Genomic DNA, 18,357 nt, shown 5'->3' on the forward strand with positions numbered 1-18,357 from the left:
TAAAATTTTTGATGGTTTAGCCAGTAATATTATCTTAATCGATAGGTATTACTGGTTTTTTTATGCCCGTCATATCAATGTAAGCATTAATAGCAATTTCATTAACTTATATCGCTCACTTGTGCGGGTTAAAATACTCCATGTTAGCGTTGCTCTCAATTCCAATAGCTCGCTATTGCTCAATCGAGCGTCTTGCCCTGATTTATTTTTCCTATGCACCACAAGATCACAAACTTAATAAAAGTGGTATTACTTAATAAAAGTTAACAAATAGTGTTGACTATAGTAATGAGAATGATTATCATTTGTTTCGTTGCTTAGGCAGTGAATGCTCTCTCACTAAGTAAGTAACAGCAAAGCATGGAACTTAGTGGTTATGCTCCAGGACACATAATCACTAAGTAACAGCTTTAGAATTCTACGGAGTTCACTTCGACTTTAAAATTTTTGATGGTTTAGCCAGTAATATTATCTTAATCGATAGGTATTACTGGCTTTTTTATGCCATTTGCACATGATCACTTAGTTAGTGCCATTGGTATTGGTATTTTTCAGTTTTAAGCTAAATTTTAAAGCGACTAACAACCTCTGACATGGCATTGCTACTTACTTTCAATTTCTGACTCGTTTCACTAAGCTGCTCGGTGGTAGCCAGTGATTCCTCGGTCATGCCCGCTAAATCATTAATACGTAAATTAACCTCGTCAGCCGCTTGGCTTTGTTGCTCGGTAGCTCTGGCTATTTGTGTATTCATATCAGAAATAACCACCATCAAACGATCTATTTCGTTAAGAGACCCATCGGCTTTTGCTGTTTGCTCTACGGTTTTCAGGGAAATATCTTGGCTGACTTTCACCGCGGCAACGGCTTCTTGAGCACCAGATTGAAGTTTCTGTATCATTTGCTGAATTTTATTAGTGCTTTGTTCCGTACGGTTAGCTAAGGTACGTACTTCATCAGCCACTACGGCAAAACCGCGACCTTGTTCACCGGCGCGTGCTGCTTCTATCGCTGCATTTAGCGCTAATAAATTAGTTTGTTCGGCAATCCCTCTAATAACATCAAGTACTGAGCCTATATTGTCACTTTCAGAGGCTAAACTAGCGACTACTTGACTAACCTCATCAATATTGCTCGACAGCGTTTGCATTTGCGTAATGGTGTGAGAGATGATTTCTTTGCCGTCCGAGGTATTATTTCTGGCATCATTGGCCGCTTGCTCAGCAGAGCTAGCATTATCACTCACTTCCTTAATTTGTGAGGTCATTTGTTCCATTGCCGTAGCAACTTGTGCAGTAATATCATTTTGGCTTTGTATCAGCGATTGGGTGGTCTCACTGGCATCAGCAACCGCTTCTGCATGGTCTAACACTTGCGAGGTATTATCGGTGACATCTTGTAGTAACTGCCGCATCTTACCGATGAACTCATTAAAGTATTTAGATAAATGAGAAATCTCATCTTGTCCGCTATCATCTAAAGAGTTGGTCAGATCGCCTTCACCTTGGGCTATATCTTTCATTAACTCGGCGGCGGAGCGGGCCGGCACTAAGATACTATTGCCGATAACGTAACTTAAAACCATAATAATAAAGGCAATAACTATGCTATCAATGATAACCCTATTACGTTGTTCGACAAAAGTAGCGTCAATATCATCTAAATAGGTACCAGTACCAATAATCCATTGCCAAGGGGTGAATCCTTTAACAAAACCAATTTTGTCGACCGGCTTATCAAAGCCAGGTTTAGCCCATTTGTAATAGACAAAGCCTTGGCCTTTTGCCCGAGTAATATTAACCATATCAATAAATAAAGCTTTACCATCTGGGTCTTTAATACCGCCAATATTTTTACCATTGAGCTGTGGTTTTATGGGGTGCATGATCATAGTCGGGGTAAAGTCGTTGATCCAAAAATAATTATTGGTATCGTAGCGTAAACTTGCAATAATACTTAGCGCTTGCTTTTGTGCTTGTGCTTCAGTTAACTCACCTTTTTGTTGTAAGGCATAATGATGTTCAATAATGCCGTAAGTGCTATCGATTAACTCGTTAGTGGTTGATTTTTTTTGTGCGAGTAATGACTGATATTCTTCCGACAAACTCATGGCATCTAGCGCCGTGAGGCCAATAATAATTAATGCCACCAGCATGGCTAATCTTTGCTGTATGGTGAATTCACGTAAAAAACTCATAGGCTATTCTTCTCTATTTTCAAACTGTATTTATCAGTTTAGTTCAATTTTTATCATAATTACTCAAAGTAAAATAAAAATAAAGTCGTTGATAAAGCAACAATTTATTGCTAATTCTGTCAGTGTTTTATCTGCTATAAATCGACCGTTAGCGGGATATTTATTTTAAACGTTTTACCTTGAGCTTGATCGGTAATTAGCTCTATAGAGCCCTTTAATTTTTGCGTAACTAGGTTGTAGACTATATGTGCTCCTAGACCTGAGCCACCTTTGCCTCTTTTGGTGGTATAAAAAGGTTCAAATAATTGTGCTTTAGTGATTTCATCTAACTTGCAGCCATTATCGCCATAAAGTAACTCTATACTTTCAGCTAAGGCTTTAACTTGAATGGTTATTTCGTCACCGCTATCGTTTTGCTCACTAAAGGCGTGTACCAAACTATTGATGATCAAGTTATTGGTGATTTGGGCAATGGCACCAGGGTATGATGCCAACTAAACACAGTAAGCTAATTAATGCCGCTAACGCTTGCGACCTTTTATAACGAGCCGAGATGAAATCAGCAATACTGGTTGAGTGAAATCCATTTTTCAATAGCACCATATTTTTTAACAATGGCGTCATAAAAATGAAGGTTAATGTAGTGCCTAGGTATAAGGCAACTGGAAAGAGTCCTTGTTTAGTCGAGACGGAAATATTGCCAAAAAAGGTCCATGAGGTACAAAAAAAACAGCAAGACTCAAGGCGTAGGTGTTGGCAGAGTTGCGTGTTTTTTTCGCGCTTTTACTGTCCGACTGCCCCATTGAGCCAAGAAAACAGTGAGATAATATAAATGGATAATATTATGATTATCTGGCTAAATGAAATCACTTAGGGCTATTCCTGTAGCGCTAATCAGTTTGCTTGGCGGTGTTATTATCATCCTTTGATGGGCTCAAAGCAGATAATAAAATGATGAATGACCAACTAATAAAAATGAATAACCAAGTCGTTAACAAAGAGACTTCATCGGCGAGGAGCAGCGGTATGATAAAAATCAGAAAAGCGAGTGCAGCTAGAAAGGCTTGTTTGCCGGTATTAGGGGGAATTTTATTAGCCTAAGGTAGGAGAATAATACTTTAGTATAGGTCATAGGATAGACAAGTTAATGCTTTGGTATAAAAAAAGGGAAGCAAATGCTTCCCTATAAAATAACCTCAAAAGAGGTTAACTAACGCAAGATGTCACATTAAATTGCCTCGCTTTATCTGTGCTTTTCTGGCTCAGACTATAGTACGAATTTAGTTGAGAACTGTAAGTACGCTGAGTCGCCAGTTTTGGCGCCCGGTGCATTATCGTCAATGGCAAAGCTACCGACTTCAATACCAAAAGAAAGCTGCTTAGTGACGTTGGTGAATAAGTTAACACCAACATGATAGCGCTCTCTATCAGATTCTTCAGTTTCTTGGTAGCCGAAAAACACTGAACTGCGTAAGGTTTCCGTCCAGAAGTGACGATAGGCAGCCATAACAGCAATAGACTCTTCTATTTCTTCACCGACCATATCCGTTGCCGCCGTTACACCAACATAACGACCGGTATTACCCGCATGTAGTTGAAAACGGAAATCATCTTTACCAAAAGTATTAATACGACCAGCAACACCAACACCGACTGCCGCTTCTGTATTGCCTGATTTGCTTTCTAATTGGCGCGCTAAACCGGATAAGGACACATTACCCCAATCGCCCTTAAAGGTGTATTTACCAATAAAGTCTGGAATGCTGTCGTTTGCTGTACCACCTTGGGCGATGTTATTACCGCCGTATGATGCCGGGTTTTCAATGGAAAGTTGTAAGGCGCCCATGGTATAACGAATTTGCCCTTGACGAATAAAGGCCGAGGCCACTAATGGGCCACCAAAGTCGGCTGCTTCAGCCAGCGAGCTAGTATTTTGGAACGTAGTCCATGTTTGACCCACTAGCACATTTTTATACTTAACGAAGGCATGGCGTAAACGCACATTTGACGAATTAGAAATGAGTTCATTACCGCCACCTTTAACCGCGTCACCATAAAAATCAATTTCAATAAAACCGGTAACATCACCATGGATATATTTAGTATTAAAGCGAGTTTCATTGGCAGAAATACCAAAGTTTGAATGACTTTCTGCTAGGACAGTGCCACCACCGTACCAATAATCAGTAGCGCCAATATCGCCACTAATATAGCGAGCATCAACTTTCACGTAACCCCCAAAAGTTAGGCTGTCACCGTCATCTAGTTTAATGGTGTAACCGGCATTAGCGGCACCGGTAACTGCTAATAAGGTGGTTGCCAGTACTAATTTTTTAACCTTAAATAATGAATTCTTAAACATGGTATTCCCCATTTTTGCTTACTTATTATAGTGTGACTTATTGTAATGTCTTTGTTGCAATTTTCTGTGTGCTTTTATAGCCAAGTTACTTGAGCTGTTTTGGCTATAAATGCTGCTTGTTATTTTATTTAATGGTGTTTTTTCTTTTTGTTATCTAATAATAATTTAGAGTGTAAAGTGAACAAAAGGAATTAGACCTAAGTCTACATTGCCAGAAAAATCACTTAGACTTTAGTCGATTTTTATTAAAAAGCTTCATTATTTGAAATTTATTGAGCTGTGAGTCCATGCTAAAACCGCCGCAATGTATACCTTGAATAAAAATGGCCGTTGAGACCTGGTGCATAATTTCACTGGTATCTCGTTTTTAGGTTTGTAAGAGGAATTTATCCGTGTTATCGGTAAAAGGTTTAGAGCAGCACTTGTTATGAGTCGGGAAGTAATACCACTTTCATTAAGTTTGTGGTCTTATTGTGCATAGAAAAAATAAATCAGGGCAAGACGCTCGATTGAGAAATTACTGGCTATTGGGATTGAGAGGAACGCGGACGTGAAGTATTTTACCCCCATAAGTGAGCAATAATTTAATGACATTGGTATAACCCATTGATATCAACGGCGCCGGCGTAAATCATCTCAGTACATTGTACTAGCAAGGGGATTTGAATTTAAGCTAGCATCATTACCGAGCACCTCAGCTAAAGTGGTGGCTAATTGACTAGCTATTTGTATGCAGGGGCGGTTTCTGAAAAGATAAAGACAAAAAAGGCCAAGCACAGCAGTACTTGGCCTTAGGCTAATATTTAGAATGCTTTAATTAGCTTTTTTCTGTTTCTGTTTCTGTTTCTTTTTTCGCCGTTAAGTTCGCCGCATGAGGTAAATCATGTGCGGGCATTGGCTGGTTATCATGTTTTAAGTAGTTATCCATCCAACGCATTAAACGTAAGCTGTAATCGTATTTTGCTGCGGCACGTTTATTACCATGGCCTTCGCCTGGGTAATAAACTAAACGCACGGTTTTACCCCGTACTTTCATGTAACGGTACATTTCCATAGATTGTGCTGGATGCACACGTGGATCGGCTTTACCGTGCATAATGAGTAATGGTGTTTCAGATTGCTCTACCCAATAAATAGGGCTGCGCTCTAAGTACCATTGCCATTTGTCCCAAGGATATGAACGCGCATGAACTAAGTTCATTTCGTTGGAAATATCGGTAGTACCAAACTTTGATAACTGATTAGAAATACCAACAAACATGACACTGGCGGCAAAGTGTTTAGTTAATTTAGTTGCACCCCAAGCTGAAGCATAACCACCGTATGAGCCGCCAGTGATACCCACTTTTTTCTCATTCACTAAACCAATATTAACCAGGTGGTTTTTAAGGTCGACTAAATCATCAAATTCTTTACCCGCGTAATCATTTTGACCCAGTTTAGAATAGTCTACGCCTTTACCTGTGCTACCTCGGTAGTTAGGGTGAAATACCACGTAACCTTGCGCAGCCGCTAATTGGCCAGGACGAGAGTAAGCGGTTAACCAGCCATCTTTATCATGGCTTTCTGGGCCACCGTGCACTGACATGATTAATGGATAACGCTGACCTTTTTTGTAATTAAGTGGATAAATTAACACACCACCAATTTCAACACCGTCACGGGCTTTAATAGTAAGGCTTTCTTGTTTCGCTAAGGCAACATCATTTAACCAAGTATTTGAGTCGGTTAAACGCGTTTGCTTTTTGCCGCGCAGCATAAATACTTCGTTAGGATGCTGAGCACTGTTGGCTTTGACCACAATGGTTTTGTCTGAGTCAGAAATACTCAAGTTAGCGGCGATGAATTGTCCACCGGCAATAATTGTTTGGTATTTGTTAGTGCCAGGCTTTATCTTGGCAACAACAGACTGGGTGCCTATATTGGCGATAAAATATAATTCATTGCGCTTATTAGACCATTCGAAGTCACTGACGTGACCGTTAAAATCTGGTAACCAGTTAGCTACTTTGCCTGAGCTAACATTCGCTATAAATAAGCGACCTGTTGCTGGGTCATGCTGGTCTTGAGCACCAAGTAAGGCAACATATTTACCATCATAGGAAAATTCAGCTGCGCCTAATTTTCCTGCGGTAGCAAAAGAAGTTTTAACCACTTTTTTAGCGATATCAACAATGTGCCATTGTGACTTCATATATTTGTCATCAATTAAGGCGGTAGGTTGAGTTTTTATTAATAACTCTTTACCTGTTGGCGAAAAATGAACATCAGCAACATAACCCTTGATGTCCCATGCTTCAGGCGTGAGCGCTTTATCAGACTGAGTAAGGTCGATTAGGTATAAAAGTTGATTGCTTAGCTCTTCTTCGAAAACTTCCGCTTTAAAGCCTAAATCTTGTAGTTTTTTAACTGATTTTTCTTTGGCTTTTTTCGCCAATATAGCAATTTTTTTATTATCACTGCTCAGCGCATAGTGCGCAATGTTGGTGTCTTTTAACTGCACTGATTTTTGTGCTTGGCCACCGTTGGTAGGGATTTGATAAAGAGCAGTGAATTTATCATCATTCATTTTGGCTAAGAAGTAAATTAATGCACCATCAGCAGACCACTGAATATTTCTAACATTTACTTTGCCAGTAATAAAAGCACGCTCTACGCCTTTATCATTCACTAGGTATAACTCAGCCCAATTTTTACCGTCTTTTTCAACATAGATTTCCCGAGGAACTGAGCGAGTATAGGCAATATATTCACCACTTGGGCTTACTTGTGCTTGGCTAACGGATTGCAAGGTGGCCAGGTTTTCAGCGGTAATAACTTTGCTTGTTTGTTCCGCTGTGGCGACTGAGCAAGTAAGCAAGCCTAAGCTGAGCGCTAAGGCCTGTTTTAACGAGTTTATTTTTAGTTTCATTTCTAGTCCTAGAGGTCTATTTGAAAAATTTCAACGTCCTGAGTTTATGTTTTTTTGAGCGTGAAACCAATGGAAAGTGTATTAAATTCGATGAAAAGAGGAAAAATCGAGATTAAATAGAGGTTACTCGTGTGTATTTTGTCAAATTTATCAATTAGCATAAATGGACAATAAATTAACGTAACAATATGTAGCGACTAAGAAAAATAACAAGGAGAAGAATAAAAATTATGACAACTGACGCAAGTACCGAGATGAAAAAAAACGTTACTTTATGGCGAGGTTTTCCAAAGATTTTTTGGACCGCTAATGGCGTAGAGTTACTTGAACGGGCTGCCTATTATGGTGTGTTCATTGTGATTACTTTATACCTTTCAAGAATTCTAGGTTTTGATGATATTGAAGCCGCTTGGATCTCAGGTTCATTTTCTGCTGGTTTATATTTATTACCCACTTTTACGGGCGCCTTAGCCGATAAGATAGGCTTTCGCAATTCTTTGCTGCTAGCTTTTGGCTTATTAACCATAGGTTATGCCGGTCTTGCTATTTTTCCTGCTTTATTAGAGGAACAAGGATTGGTGCAATATGGCCGAGAAGTGACGTTTACCGGTTTGCTTGCAGCAGACATTCGTTGGGCCATAGTGCCAATTATGGTGGTGATCATGATTGGTGGCTCATTTATCAAGGCGGTAATCACTGCGACCGTGGCAAAATCAACCACGGCGGCTAATCGCGCTAAGGGTTTTTCAATTTTTTATATGATGGTTAATATCGGTGCTTTTTCCGGTAAGACCATCGTCAAGCCTTTACGTGAATCTATGGGTGATTTGGGTTTAATTAACCTTAATTATTTTGCCGCTGCTATGACCCTATTAGCTTTTGTAAGTGTGTTGTTTTTCTTTAAAAATACTAAAAATAAAGATGACTGTAAGAGTTTATCCGAAATATGGGCCGCCTTGTTTAAGGTGTTATCTAATGGTCGTTTAGTTTCATTAATTTTAATTATTACTGGCTTTTGGATGGTGCAGCATCAATTGTATGCCACTATGCCTAAGTATGTGCTACGTATGGCGGGGGAAGGGGCGTCACCCTCTTGGTATGCTAATGTGAACCCCTTAATTGTGGTACTAACGGTGAGCCTGGTTACGGCCATGATGAGAAAGCGCAGTGCTTTATTTTCCATGACTACAGGTATGTTGATTATGCCCCTGTCAGCCTTGTTGATGGCCTCGGGCAATTTAATTGCAACGGATATAGATCTTGGCTTTATGACAATGCACCCCATTGCTTTTATGATGATTATCGGCATTGTCTTCCAAGGTTTAGCTGAGTCGTTTATTTCACCGCGATTTTTAGAGTATTTTTCTTTGCAAGCGCCTAAAGGTGAAGAAGGTTTATACCTGGGTTTCTCCCATTTACATTCATTTTTTAGCTCCTTACTCGGTTTTGGTTTGTCGGGCTACTTATTAAATGCTTATTGCCCAGACCCAAGAAAATTTTCCAGCCATGAAGCTTGGCAAGCGGCAGCCGTTAATGCCCACTATATCTGGTATGTTTTTGCTGGTATCGCGACTGTCTCGGCAATTGCCCTGGTTATTTATGGCTGGGTGATTAAGCGTTTAGATGCTAAGGCTGATAGCACTGCAGTTAAGCCAGTCGAACAACAAACTGCTTAGCACCTAGCTAGGTTAAATCGTACTCTAGCCGTATAAAGAGCATTTATACGGCTATTTCACTCATGGTAATTTAAATTTAGTTGTTTAAATTTAGTAAACACTTGGTTTATACTGATTTACAGTATTCTCAACAATTTGTTCGTCTATGTTTAAAATATACCCGCAGGTATTCATTGTTTTTTTACTGGTTTTTCCTTCTTTGTTACTTGCCAAACAAGAGCTGCGTGTTGGTGTCGGTAATTTCCCGCCATTTTTTATCGAAGCGGAAAACAAGGGTTTGTTTCTTGATATAACCCGAGAAATATTTAAGCAATTACCTGAATATGAAGTTAAATTCATTTTTATGAGTAATCATAGATTGCTACATGAAATTAACAGCGGCAAGATTATTGACGTCGCTTGTAATATATTTTCTGCGGCAAAAGTGAATGGTTATTTATCTGCGGCGCTTTTCCGTTATACCGATGTGGCTGTGTCTAAGAAGGACCATGGTCTTGAAATCGAAAGTATCGACGACTTACAGGCCTTTTCTATCGCCGCTTATCAAGGGGCAACCGATCTCTTGGGTGAGCAGTATAAAAAAATGGCATTGGCTAATGTTAATTACTCAGAGCACTCCCACCCTAAAGAGACTACTTATTTAATGGCCGCGGGCCAGAAAGATATTCGAGTAGGTGATATTCATATATTTTGGCATGACTTAGAACATAAATATTACCAAGGAGAAACACCTATACAGAAAAGTGACTTTAACATTCATCGCTTATGGCCGGATGTGTATTCACATATGGCCTTTAAAGATGCTGACTTAAGGGATGCGGTCAATAAAGTGATAAAACAGCTAAAGCACGATGGCACTATTGAAAAAATCTATGCTAAATATCAAATACACTAAGTGTGTGTGCAAAGAGTAAAGCATAAAAAGTCAACCTGCCTAAGTTATGGCAGGGTGACTTTATAAAAGTAAATTAGCCTAAGGGGCGACCAGGCTATCACTATGCAGCGGCGAACATCTACTGTACCTAATCCGCCTAGCCTATTTAAACCTAGCTGGTAAATAGTCGCATACTAGTGGTAAATAACGCACGGATAGCAAAAGCCTCACCACCTAAGGGGCGACCAGGCTATCACTATGCAGCGGCGAACATCTACTGTACCTAATCCGCCTAGCCTATTTAAACCTAGCTGGTAAATAGTCGCATACTAGTGGTAAATAACGCACGGATAGCAAAAGCCTCACCACCTAAGGGGCGACCAGGCTATCACTATGCAGCGGCGAACATCTACTGTACCTAATCCGCCTAGCCTATTTAAACCTAGCTGGTAAATAGTCGCATACTAGCGATAAATAACGCACGGATAGCAAAAGCCTCACCACCTAAGGGGTGACCAGGCTATCACTATGCAGCGGCGAACATCTACTGTACCTAATCCGCCTAGCCTATTTAAACCTAGCTTGTAAATAGTCGCATACTAGCGATAAATAACGCACGGATAGCAAAAGCCTCACCACCTAAGGGCGACCAGGGTAACTTTGCAGCGGCGAACATCTACTGTACCTAATCCGCCTATCCTATTTAAACCTAGCTTGTAAATAGTCGAACACAGCACGGATACCAAAAGCCTCACCACCTAAGGGGCGACCAGGTAAATGACGAACATTAAAAGCCATAACATCAAAGTGTACCCAATCGGTCTTTTCAACAAACCGCTGTAAATATAATGCGGCCGTAATAGCACCGCCAAAAGGCTGGGTTGGGCAGTTAGTCATATCAGCTATAGTGCTTTGGAATAAATCATCATAAGGCTTATGTAAGGGCATACGCCATACCGGATCGCTAATTTTACTGCCGGCAGAGGTGATCTCGGCAGCAATTTGATCATTGTTGGAGAAAAATCCCGCTATTTCAGTGCCTAAAGCAACACGCATAGCACCGGTTAAGGTGGCAAAATCTATGATCAATTCAGGCTCATCGTTTTCTGCTTCTGCTAAGGCATCACATAGCACCAAACGACCTTCGGCATCGGTATTATGAATTTCAACTGAAAGACCTTTACGCGTAGTAACCACATCGCCTGGACGAAGGGCATTGCTTGACACTGCATTTTCTACCGCTGGAATTAATACTCGTAAATAAATGGGTAAGTTATGTGCCATGATCAGCTGCGCTAAACCTAAAACATGAGCAGCTCCGCCCATGTCTTTTTTCATATTACGCATGCCAGCAGCGGGTTTCATATCTAAACCACCACTGTCAAAACAGACACCTTTACCAATAAGTGTTACTTGTGGATGACTTTTATCACCCCAAGTTAAATCAATTAAACGCGGGGTATTAATACTGGCGCGACCTACCGCATGAATAGTGGGGTAATTATGCACTAATAGCTCGTCACCAATAATTTGTGTAACTGCACCATTAAATGTCTCAGCAAGCTCTAACGTAGCTTGGGCTATATCTACTGGCATCATATCGGCAGCAGGAGTATTGACGAGATCACGTGTTAAGGCGGTTGCTTGGGCAAATTTAATGGCGCTGGCAACTATCTCGGCATTGTTAATGGCTAAACTAGCTAATGTTTTATCTGACTTGTCGGTGATATATCTATCATATTGATAAGCACCAACTAACCAACCAAAACTGATCGCGGTAACGTGTTCGGCTTGTGCTTGCAATAAATATTGACCTTGGGGTAACTGCTTGATTAAGTCGCCACAAGCAAAATAATCATGCGCATCTGTAACCACGAATAAAGCTTGGCTTAGCTTGCCTTGGTTATTAGGGATAAGGGCTAAACCATCACCTTTGTACTGGGTGTTTTCTAACCAGTTCTGACAACGTTTATCTTGCTGTTCAAGCCATGCTGGATAGGCTGTTTTTTCAAGGATTATTAACGCTGTACCGTTGTTTTCTGCATTCAGTAAATTATTCATGAGCATCCTTTGTCTGGCATTTTTATGCATGTCCTGATTGTAACCTAAGCACAGTAAAGCGGAAGCGTTAGCGCTCAAAAGAGAGCACTATTTGACAAAATAGAGCTGAAATTGATATTGCAGCAGAAGCTTTATCAGGGATGTTTTTTATACAGTTCTAGAGTAAGACATCTTTCAGCGTAATCTTGCCATCTTTATTGACTTTACTCATTTGTGCCATAAATAATTCGGCGGTAGCAATAGCATCGTTGAGGGCATTATGGCCATGGTGCTCGGGTAATTGTATTTTATGACGTAGGCTGGCAAGGCGCAATTCGGAGGGATCATAAGCAACATCGCGTTTATCTAAGCGGCGCTTAGCCAGTGCCAGGGTATCTATCATAGGGAAACTGGGTGCCATGCCATAAAGCTCATAACAAGCTTCAGTCAAAAATTGTTTTTCAATACGAGCAAAATGTACCAGCATCACTTTACCCGCCAGTGCTTGCAGTAAAGATGCCACCACAGTTGCTAAGGCTTGTCCTTGCTCTTTTTGGCTATCAGTAATGTGATGAATAATGACATTACTTTCTTCAAGTTGTGCTTTGCTTTTGATAATTTGATGGTAGCTGGACTTGAGTGAAATTTGTTGCTGTTGAAGGGTGATATAACCGACACTCAGTAATTTATCTTGTTTGGCATTAAGGCCCGTTGTTTCAAAATCCACCGCCAAAATAGCGACTTTATCAATGGGAGTATTTATATTGGGTAAAGGCACAGATAAAAAATCATGTAACACGCCGGCCGGTGCTTTTTTTAATAACAGTTTACGCTTGGCTTCATAACCCAGCAGCCAAGAGAACATTGGTGAATTAATTAAGGAGGCACTGGGCATTAGTAGCTCGATTGTCTAGCATCTTGTAGATTTTTAATCACCTTAAAGGCATCTTTAAGGTGCCCTTGCTCTAACTTAGAGATTTCTTTCGGTGACAAAAAGTTATCAGCACTCTTGCCACGCATTAACTCTTTCGCTTGATGCTCAACTCTGAGCATACCTAAAAACTCATAAGCATCAATTAGGTTTTCCGCTGACTCTTTGCTTAGCGAAGGTGTGCCCGCTGCCTGTTGAATTCGCTCAATGGTATTTACCGCACTAATACCTTCAGATAAAGCATAAATTCTCGCCAAATCGACCACAGGCGCTATGCCATTATTTTTCAAATCGAGAGTGGCTCTATGTTTACCATTTTGCTTTAAAACAAAGTCGCGAAAAAATCCCAGTGGCGGCCGTAAGTTTAAGGCGTTTTTAGTTAAATGAGCGATAAATAACGTGTTGTTTTGCGTTTTATGGAGTAGTTTTTTTCTTACCTGGTTAAGTAAAGAGACATCACCATAAACGGTCTCTAAATCAAAGAAGATACTACTGTTTAATAGTGCTTTCGGGCTAGGTGTCTCAACCCAATCGGTAAAGTATTTATGCCACATTTTTTGTGGCTGGCGCCATTTAGGATTAGTGGCCATAATATCGCCGGGACAATAGATAAAACCACACTCAGCTAAACCATCACAGACAAAAGTAGCGAGACTTTCAAACCAAGCATCATCATAAGGCTTCATGGAGTTGCAAATAATAATGGCATTATCTTGATCTGAATGTGCTAACTGCTCTTGTCTAGCTTGTGATCCCGCAGCAAGCCAAGCATAGGGTACCGGCGCTTGGCCATACTTATATTCGGCCATCGCAATTAAGCGCTTAGTAAATGCCATGGTAATAGCGCTGATACTCTTACCAACGTGGTCGGCACTGCTGCCTAGTTTTGCTAGGCGAATTTGCAATTTAGGTAATAACTGACTGATTTCTTTTAGCTCAGCAATGGTACGTGCTTTGTGGATAATGCTCGACAAATTAATGGCATTATGGCCTTCGTTATTAATCAAATCCGTGACGGTAACCATACCAACTAGCTGGTCATGTCGGGTGACGGGCAGGTGATGGATATGTTTAGCCGTCATCATCATTAACGCATCATAAGCGTTGCTTTTCACCTCAATAGTATACATATCACGGGTCATAATTTCGCTAATGGCTGCACTGGTTGCTAATCCGGTAGCGACACAACGGCGACGGATATCTTTATCAGTGACGATGCCAACGGGATTTTCTTTGTCAATCACAACTAAACAGGAATAGCCCTCTTCATTCATTTGCATAGCTGCTTGCTGAATGGTTTTTTCAGCATTAATCGAGGCGATAGGACTTTGGTAGAAATTACTGACGGCAGTATTCATCAAGGTGGACGATAAAATCGCTTCTTCGTTGACCTGACTCATTTTATTTTTTAAACGCTGGGCGGAGTTTTGGCTAAAATAATCGCTAATACTAGGGAAACGTGCTCCTATTTCATCTAAGACAGCGGCCTTGACGCTGTAGAGCAAACAATCTTCATCGGTTTGAACTTGTAGCGGGCTTTCGGAGGTGATTTTACTATTACTTAGTGTCTGCTCATCGTGATGATAAAAAGCGTCACACAAGTCGCCTTCACCCAAGCGGCTGACTAATTCACCGTCAGAGGAAAGGCAGCTGATAGCCCCTTTACGCAATATATATAATCTCGGCTCGTTAACGCCTTTTGGCGGCAGATAGTCACCTTTTCGCACATAATTGATCGTTAATTCCCGCACCAGCTGCGCCAATACCTGCTTAGGCAAGCTATCAAAAGGCGGAATACTGTGAATAAACGTGCTAATTTCTGAAAGTTCAGTAGCCATGTTTTGCCCCGTCATCTAGCCAGTAATGATCAAATATCAAGTAATAGCGTTAATTTAGAGTTTTGTTGCGGTATAGACAAGAATTATCGCGCAAACCTAGACTAAAGTTTTATTTTATTTGCGTAAAATCACAAGTATCAGCTGATGAGTAAAAATAGACTAATTACTCAGATTTCGCCTTACTGGTAGGCTTTCGTCACAATCTAGACTAAAGGCTAATATCCGCCTCAAAAAAAGCTTGTTAGATTAATTACAGTCATAACTGACTATATTATTACAACTTATCTTTTATAAGTTTTTTATAACTCTCTATAAAAAAGGCGTCAAAGCGCAATAAAACTATAAAACGCTAATTAACGTTATACATTCGCTAGGAGAACATCGTGGAAGAAAATAAAGCAACCTATTGGTCGGAGAATCTTCGTCTGATCTTTATCTGTCTCACCATCTGGTTTGTAGTTTCATTTGGTTTAGGTTTACTGTTAGTTGAACCATTAAATGAATTTCGTCTAGGTGGCTACAAACTTGGTTTTTGGTTTGCCCAACAAGGCTCTATTTACGCATTTTTAGGTTTGATCTTTTGGTATGGTGCCAAAATGAACAAGCTTGATAAAAAATATCACTCGGAGGACTAAGCATGGAAGAGTTAAAACTATATACTTACATTGCCGTGTTCGGCACATTCGCCTTATATTTCGCTATTGCCTGGTGGGCTCGTGCGACCAATACCAGTGATTTTTATGTTGCTGGTGGTGGTATTACGCCATTACAAAATGGTATGGCAATTGGTGCTGATTGGATGTCGGCAGCGTCGTTTATTTCAATGGCTGGCATGATTTCCTTTATGGGCTACGGCGGCTCAGTATTTTTAATGGGTTGGACTGGTGGTTATGTCTTATTGGCTTTGCTGTTAGCGCCATATATGCGTAAACACGGTAAATTTACCGTACCTGAATTTATCTACGATAGATATTATTCTAAAACTGCCCGTGTTGTTGCGGTTGCTTGTTTAATCATCGCTTCATTAACTTACATCATTGGTCAAATGAAAGGTGTCGGTGTTGCTTTCTCTCGTTTCTTAGAAATTGACTATGATAACGGTTTATACATTGGTATGTTTGTTGTTTGGGTATACGCAGTACTTGGTGGTATGAAAGGTATTACTTATACACAAATTGCCCAATACGTGGTGATGATTTTTGCTTATACTATTCCAGCGGTATTCATTTCATTACAGCTTACCGGTAACCCAATTCCACAGCTTGGTTTAGGTTCAACCTTAGCTGACGGTAGTGGCATGTACTTACTTGATAAACTTGATTTAGTAGTAACTGATTTAGGCTTTAAAGAGTACACCACAGCTAACTTAGGTGGCACAGTGAACATGTTCGCTTACACCTTATCTCTGATGATAGGTACTGCCGGTCTTCCTCATGTAATTATGCGCTTCTTCACTGTACCTTCAGTACAAGCAGCACGTGCTTCAGCGGGTTACGCCTTAGTATGTATCGCCTTGCTTTACACTGTTGCTCCAGCCGTTGGTGCTATGGCTCGTTTGAATTTAATGAATACTATTGAACCAGTAGCCGGTCAAAACCTTGTTTATGACGAGCGTCCACAATGGTTTAAAGATTGGGAAAAAACCGGTCTGTTAAAGTATGAAGATAAAAATGGTGATGGTAAAATTCAATATACGGCTAATAATACCGATAAAATCATAATTGATGAAAAAACGGGTAAAGAAATAGCGATTAATGAAATGGTTAAAGTTGACCGTGACATTATGGTACTTGCTAACCCTGCTATTGCTAACTTACCTAACTGGGTTATCGCCTTAGTTGCCGCGGGTGGTTTAGCCGCCGCACTGTCAACCGCTGCTGGTTTGTTATTGGCGATATCCTCCTCCATCTCCCACGATTTAATGAAGGGTATATTAACACCAAACATGTCCGAGAAAAATGAGCTGTTATCGAGCCGAGTGGTGATGACTATCGCAATAATCGTCTCGGGTTACTTAGGGCTGAATCCGCCTGGATTTGCTGCAGGAACGGTCGCCTTAGCCTTTGGTTTAGCGGCATCCAGTATCTTCCCGGCACTAATGATGGGTATTTTCTGTAAGAAAATGAGTGGCCCAGCGGCAGTGGCAGGTATGTGTTCAGGTATTGGTATCACTATGTTGTACGTGTTCCAACATAAGGGTATTATGTTTATCCCAGGTACTTCGTTCCTAGGTGGCATGGAACCTAACTGGTTCTTCGGTATTTCACCTAATGCCTTTGGTGTCATTGGTGCGATAGTTAACTTTAGTGTTGCCTTTGTGGCATTACAAGTGACTGGTCCTGCGCCTAAGCATATTCAAGAAATGGTTGAAAATATGCGTATACCATCAGGTGCTGGTGCCGCACACGATCACTAGCATGTAAAGTGATTAGATGTGACTTAGGTCACGTCAGGTTAAAATACAAAGGCTAGACGACTGTTTCTCCTAAAGTCGCTAGCCTTTCTTTTTCTAGCGTTATTTGTTTTAATGTCTTTAGATAACTAAATGTTTTTTTAAAGAAAAAATATAAGAAGATACCCTATGAATAAACACACAAGGATTGCCTTTATCGTGGCCCCTTTCCTAGCTGTTTTTGGTTTTGTTGGCGCTGATTATTATGAAGAGGCTGTTGCAAACGACAGTAAACTTATCACCTTATCTCCAGATGGGCACTGCGATATTATCAATCAAAGTTGTGTACTGAAATCGGGTGAGTTTAAAGTTAACATTTCAGATGTCGCAGGGGTGACTGAAGTGAACGCTACTTTTCCGCTTGATAGCGTCACTCTATTTTTAGTCGATAAACACGATAAGGCAACACCTTACCCTTTAGGCATGCAAAAAAATCCTTATTATTGGCACAGCAATACTGAGTTACGTAAGTTAATTAGCCATAAAGGTGATAGCTATAAACTACGCCTGATTGCTAAAATTAAAGGAGGACAGTACATTAGTGAGTTTTATACGCAAACAGTGAAGTAAGCCAATAACTTTACGGGTAAGTGGTAAAAAAAACACAGTCGTTGATGAACTAGTCACTGTGACTAGTTTTCCCAAGCAATGCCTGATTTATGAGATACAAAGGGCTTTGTTGTCATCATTTTATCCGGTGATATTCAGTTTGTTTGCCTGCAACTTAATGGCAACATTAGTGAGTAGGCTGCTTCGATAAAATGTAGATGCTGATGAAACCTTGCCTGAATTTACCCAAAGATGAGTTTACCTAGCGTAAGCTTCATCTTATCTCACCTATAACTACTTAATACTGCCTAGCTGCTTTAAGCACGCGTCACTATTAGCTGTTATTGCTGATAGTTTAGGTTAGCGCAGCAATGAAATAAAAGCCCTGTTAATCCTCAATGTCGCCTTGACCATATTTGCAATAAGCACTTGCTTGCTAGTCTCCAGCGCGCAAGTGATATTACACAGCATTACAACCTATTGATATTCTATTTAATATGCGTAAGCTGCATGGTAATGCCATTAAT

12 protein-coding genes are annotated in these 18,357 nt (G+C 40.4%); 5 read left to right on the forward strand and 7 right to left on the reverse strand.

Annotation, left to right across the window (positions count from 1 at the left end):
• Positions 1 to 562: 562 nt before the first annotated feature.
• The 4 genes from MTCD1_RS05885 to MTCD1_RS05900 all read right to left on the reverse strand — a co-directional run bounded on the left by MTCD1_RS05885 (position 563) and on the right by MTCD1_RS05900 (position 7,470).
• Positions 563 to 2,197 (reverse strand): methyl-accepting chemotaxis protein, encoded by a 1,635-nt coding sequence (locus tag MTCD1_RS05885; protein ID WP_088568915.1) that lies wholly within the window; start codon positions 2,195 to 2,197, stop codon positions 563 to 565.
• Positions 2,198 to 2,331: 134 nt separating this feature from the next.
• Positions 2,332 to 2,691 carry an ATP-binding protein gene (locus tag MTCD1_RS05890; RefSeq protein WP_057183369.1) on the reverse strand — a complete coding sequence of 120 codons (360 nt, stop codon included), beginning with the start codon at positions 2,689 to 2,691 and terminating at the stop codon, positions 2,332 to 2,334.
• Positions 2,692 to 3,464: 773 nt separating this feature from the next.
• Complete coding sequence (locus MTCD1_RS05895) at positions 3,465 to 4,559, reverse strand: DcaP family trimeric outer membrane transporter (protein WP_057183367.1); 1,095 nt, start codon at positions 4,557 to 4,559, stop codon at positions 3,465 to 3,467.
• 817 nt (positions 4,560 to 5,376) lie between these two features.
• Complete coding sequence (locus MTCD1_RS05900; RefSeq protein ID WP_057183365.1) at positions 5,377 to 7,470, reverse strand: S9 family peptidase; 2,094 nt, start codon at positions 7,468 to 7,470, stop codon at positions 5,377 to 5,379.
• 230 nt (positions 7,471 to 7,700) lie between these two features.
• Between MTCD1_RS05900 and MTCD1_RS05905 the strand changes: the two genes are divergently transcribed.
• Both MTCD1_RS05905 and MTCD1_RS05910 read left to right on the forward strand, forming a co-directional pair.
• Positions 7,701 to 9,146 (forward strand): MFS transporter, encoded by a 1,446-nt coding sequence (locus MTCD1_RS05905; RefSeq protein WP_057183363.1) that lies wholly within the window; start codon positions 7,701 to 7,703, stop codon positions 9,144 to 9,146.
• Between the two features lie 145 nt (positions 9,147 to 9,291).
• A complete protein-coding gene (locus MTCD1_RS05910; RefSeq protein ID WP_057183361.1) occupies positions 9,292 to 10,041 on the forward strand; it encodes a substrate-binding periplasmic protein in 750 nt (249 codons plus the stop codon).
• A 678-nt stretch (positions 10,042 to 10,719) separates the two neighbouring features.
• Here MTCD1_RS05910 and MTCD1_RS05915 read toward each other — a convergent pair.
• The 3 genes from MTCD1_RS05915 to MTCD1_RS05925 form a co-directional block, all read right to left on the reverse strand.
• Entirely contained in the window at positions 10,720 to 12,081 is a 1,362-nt protein-coding gene (locus tag MTCD1_RS05915; RefSeq protein ID WP_057183359.1) for a leucyl aminopeptidase family protein, read from the reverse strand.
• A gap of 157 nt (positions 12,082 to 12,238) precedes the next feature.
• A complete protein-coding gene (locus MTCD1_RS05920; RefSeq protein ID WP_231733108.1) occupies positions 12,239 to 12,955 on the reverse strand; it encodes an exonuclease domain-containing protein in 717 nt (238 codons plus the stop codon).
• Complete coding sequence (locus tag MTCD1_RS05925; RefSeq protein WP_057183357.1) at positions 12,955 to 14,829, reverse strand: putative nucleotidyltransferase substrate binding domain-containing protein; 1,875 nt, start codon at positions 14,827 to 14,829, stop codon at positions 12,955 to 12,957. Before MTCD1_RS05925 ends, MTCD1_RS05920 begins: the two co-directional genes overlap by 1 nt.
• Before the next feature lie 383 nt (positions 14,830 to 15,212).
• On the opposite strand from MTCD1_RS05925, the gene MTCD1_RS05930 reads away from it, so the two are divergent.
• From MTCD1_RS05930 to MTCD1_RS05940, 3 genes are all read left to right on the forward strand, one after another.
• Positions 15,213 to 15,464, forward strand: coding sequence for a DUF4212 domain-containing protein (locus MTCD1_RS05930; RefSeq protein ID WP_057183355.1), 252 nt, complete (start codon positions 15,213 to 15,215; stop codon positions 15,462 to 15,464).
• 2 nt (positions 15,465 to 15,466) lie between these two features.
• The gene (locus MTCD1_RS05935) at positions 15,467 to 17,245 is read left to right on the forward strand and encodes a sodium:solute symporter family protein (RefSeq protein WP_057183353.1); all 1,779 of its coding nucleotides are present in this window, start codon (positions 15,467 to 15,469) and stop codon (positions 17,243 to 17,245) included.
• A gap of 165 nt (positions 17,246 to 17,410) precedes the next feature.
• Positions 17,411 to 17,851 carry a hypothetical protein gene (locus MTCD1_RS05940; RefSeq protein ID WP_057183352.1) on the forward strand — a complete coding sequence of 147 codons (441 nt, stop codon included), beginning with the start codon at positions 17,411 to 17,413 and terminating at the stop codon, positions 17,849 to 17,851.
• Positions 17,852 to 18,357 lie beyond the last annotated feature (506 nt).

Source organism: Colwellia marinimaniae (assembly GCF_002207865.1).
Classification (GTDB): domain Bacteria; phylum Pseudomonadota; class Gammaproteobacteria; order Enterobacterales; family Alteromonadaceae; genus Colwellia; species Colwellia marinimaniae.

Bases quoted from the DNA above. Each gene is read 5' to 3' on its own strand.
- MTCD1_RS05900 (WP_057183365.1), bottom strand. From the start codon at position 7,470: ATGAAACTAAAAATAAACTCGTTAAAACAGGCCTTAGCGCTCAGCTTA.
- MTCD1_RS05920 (WP_231733108.1), bottom strand. From the start codon at position 12,955: ATGCCCAGTGCCTCCTTAATTAATTCACCAATGTTCTCTTGGCTGCTG.
- MTCD1_RS05935 (WP_057183353.1), top strand. From the start codon at position 15,467: ATGGAAGAGTTAAAACTATATACTTACATTGCCGTGTTCGGCACATTC.
- MTCD1_RS05895 (WP_057183367.1), bottom strand. From the start codon at position 4,559: ATGTTTAAGAATTCATTATTTAAGGTTAAAAAATTAGTACTGGCAACC.
- MTCD1_RS05910 (WP_057183361.1), top strand. From the start codon at position 9,292: ATGTTTAAAATATACCCGCAGGTATTCATTGTTTTTTTACTGGTTTTT.
- MTCD1_RS05940 (WP_057183352.1), top strand. From the start codon at position 17,411: ATGAATAAACACACAAGGATTGCCTTTATCGTGGCCCCTTTCCTAGCT.
- MTCD1_RS05915 (WP_057183359.1), bottom strand. From the start codon at position 12,081: ATGAATAATTTACTGAATGCAGAAAACAACGGTACAGCGTTAATAATC.
- MTCD1_RS05925 (WP_057183357.1), bottom strand. From the start codon at position 14,829: ATGGCTACTGAACTTTCAGAAATTAGCACGTTTATTCACAGTATTCCG.
- MTCD1_RS05885 (WP_088568915.1), bottom strand. From the start codon at position 2,197: ATGAGTTTTTTACGTGAATTCACCATACAGCAAAGATTAGCCATGCTG.
- MTCD1_RS05905 (WP_057183363.1), top strand. From the start codon at position 7,701: ATGACAACTGACGCAAGTACCGAGATGAAAAAAAACGTTACTTTATGG.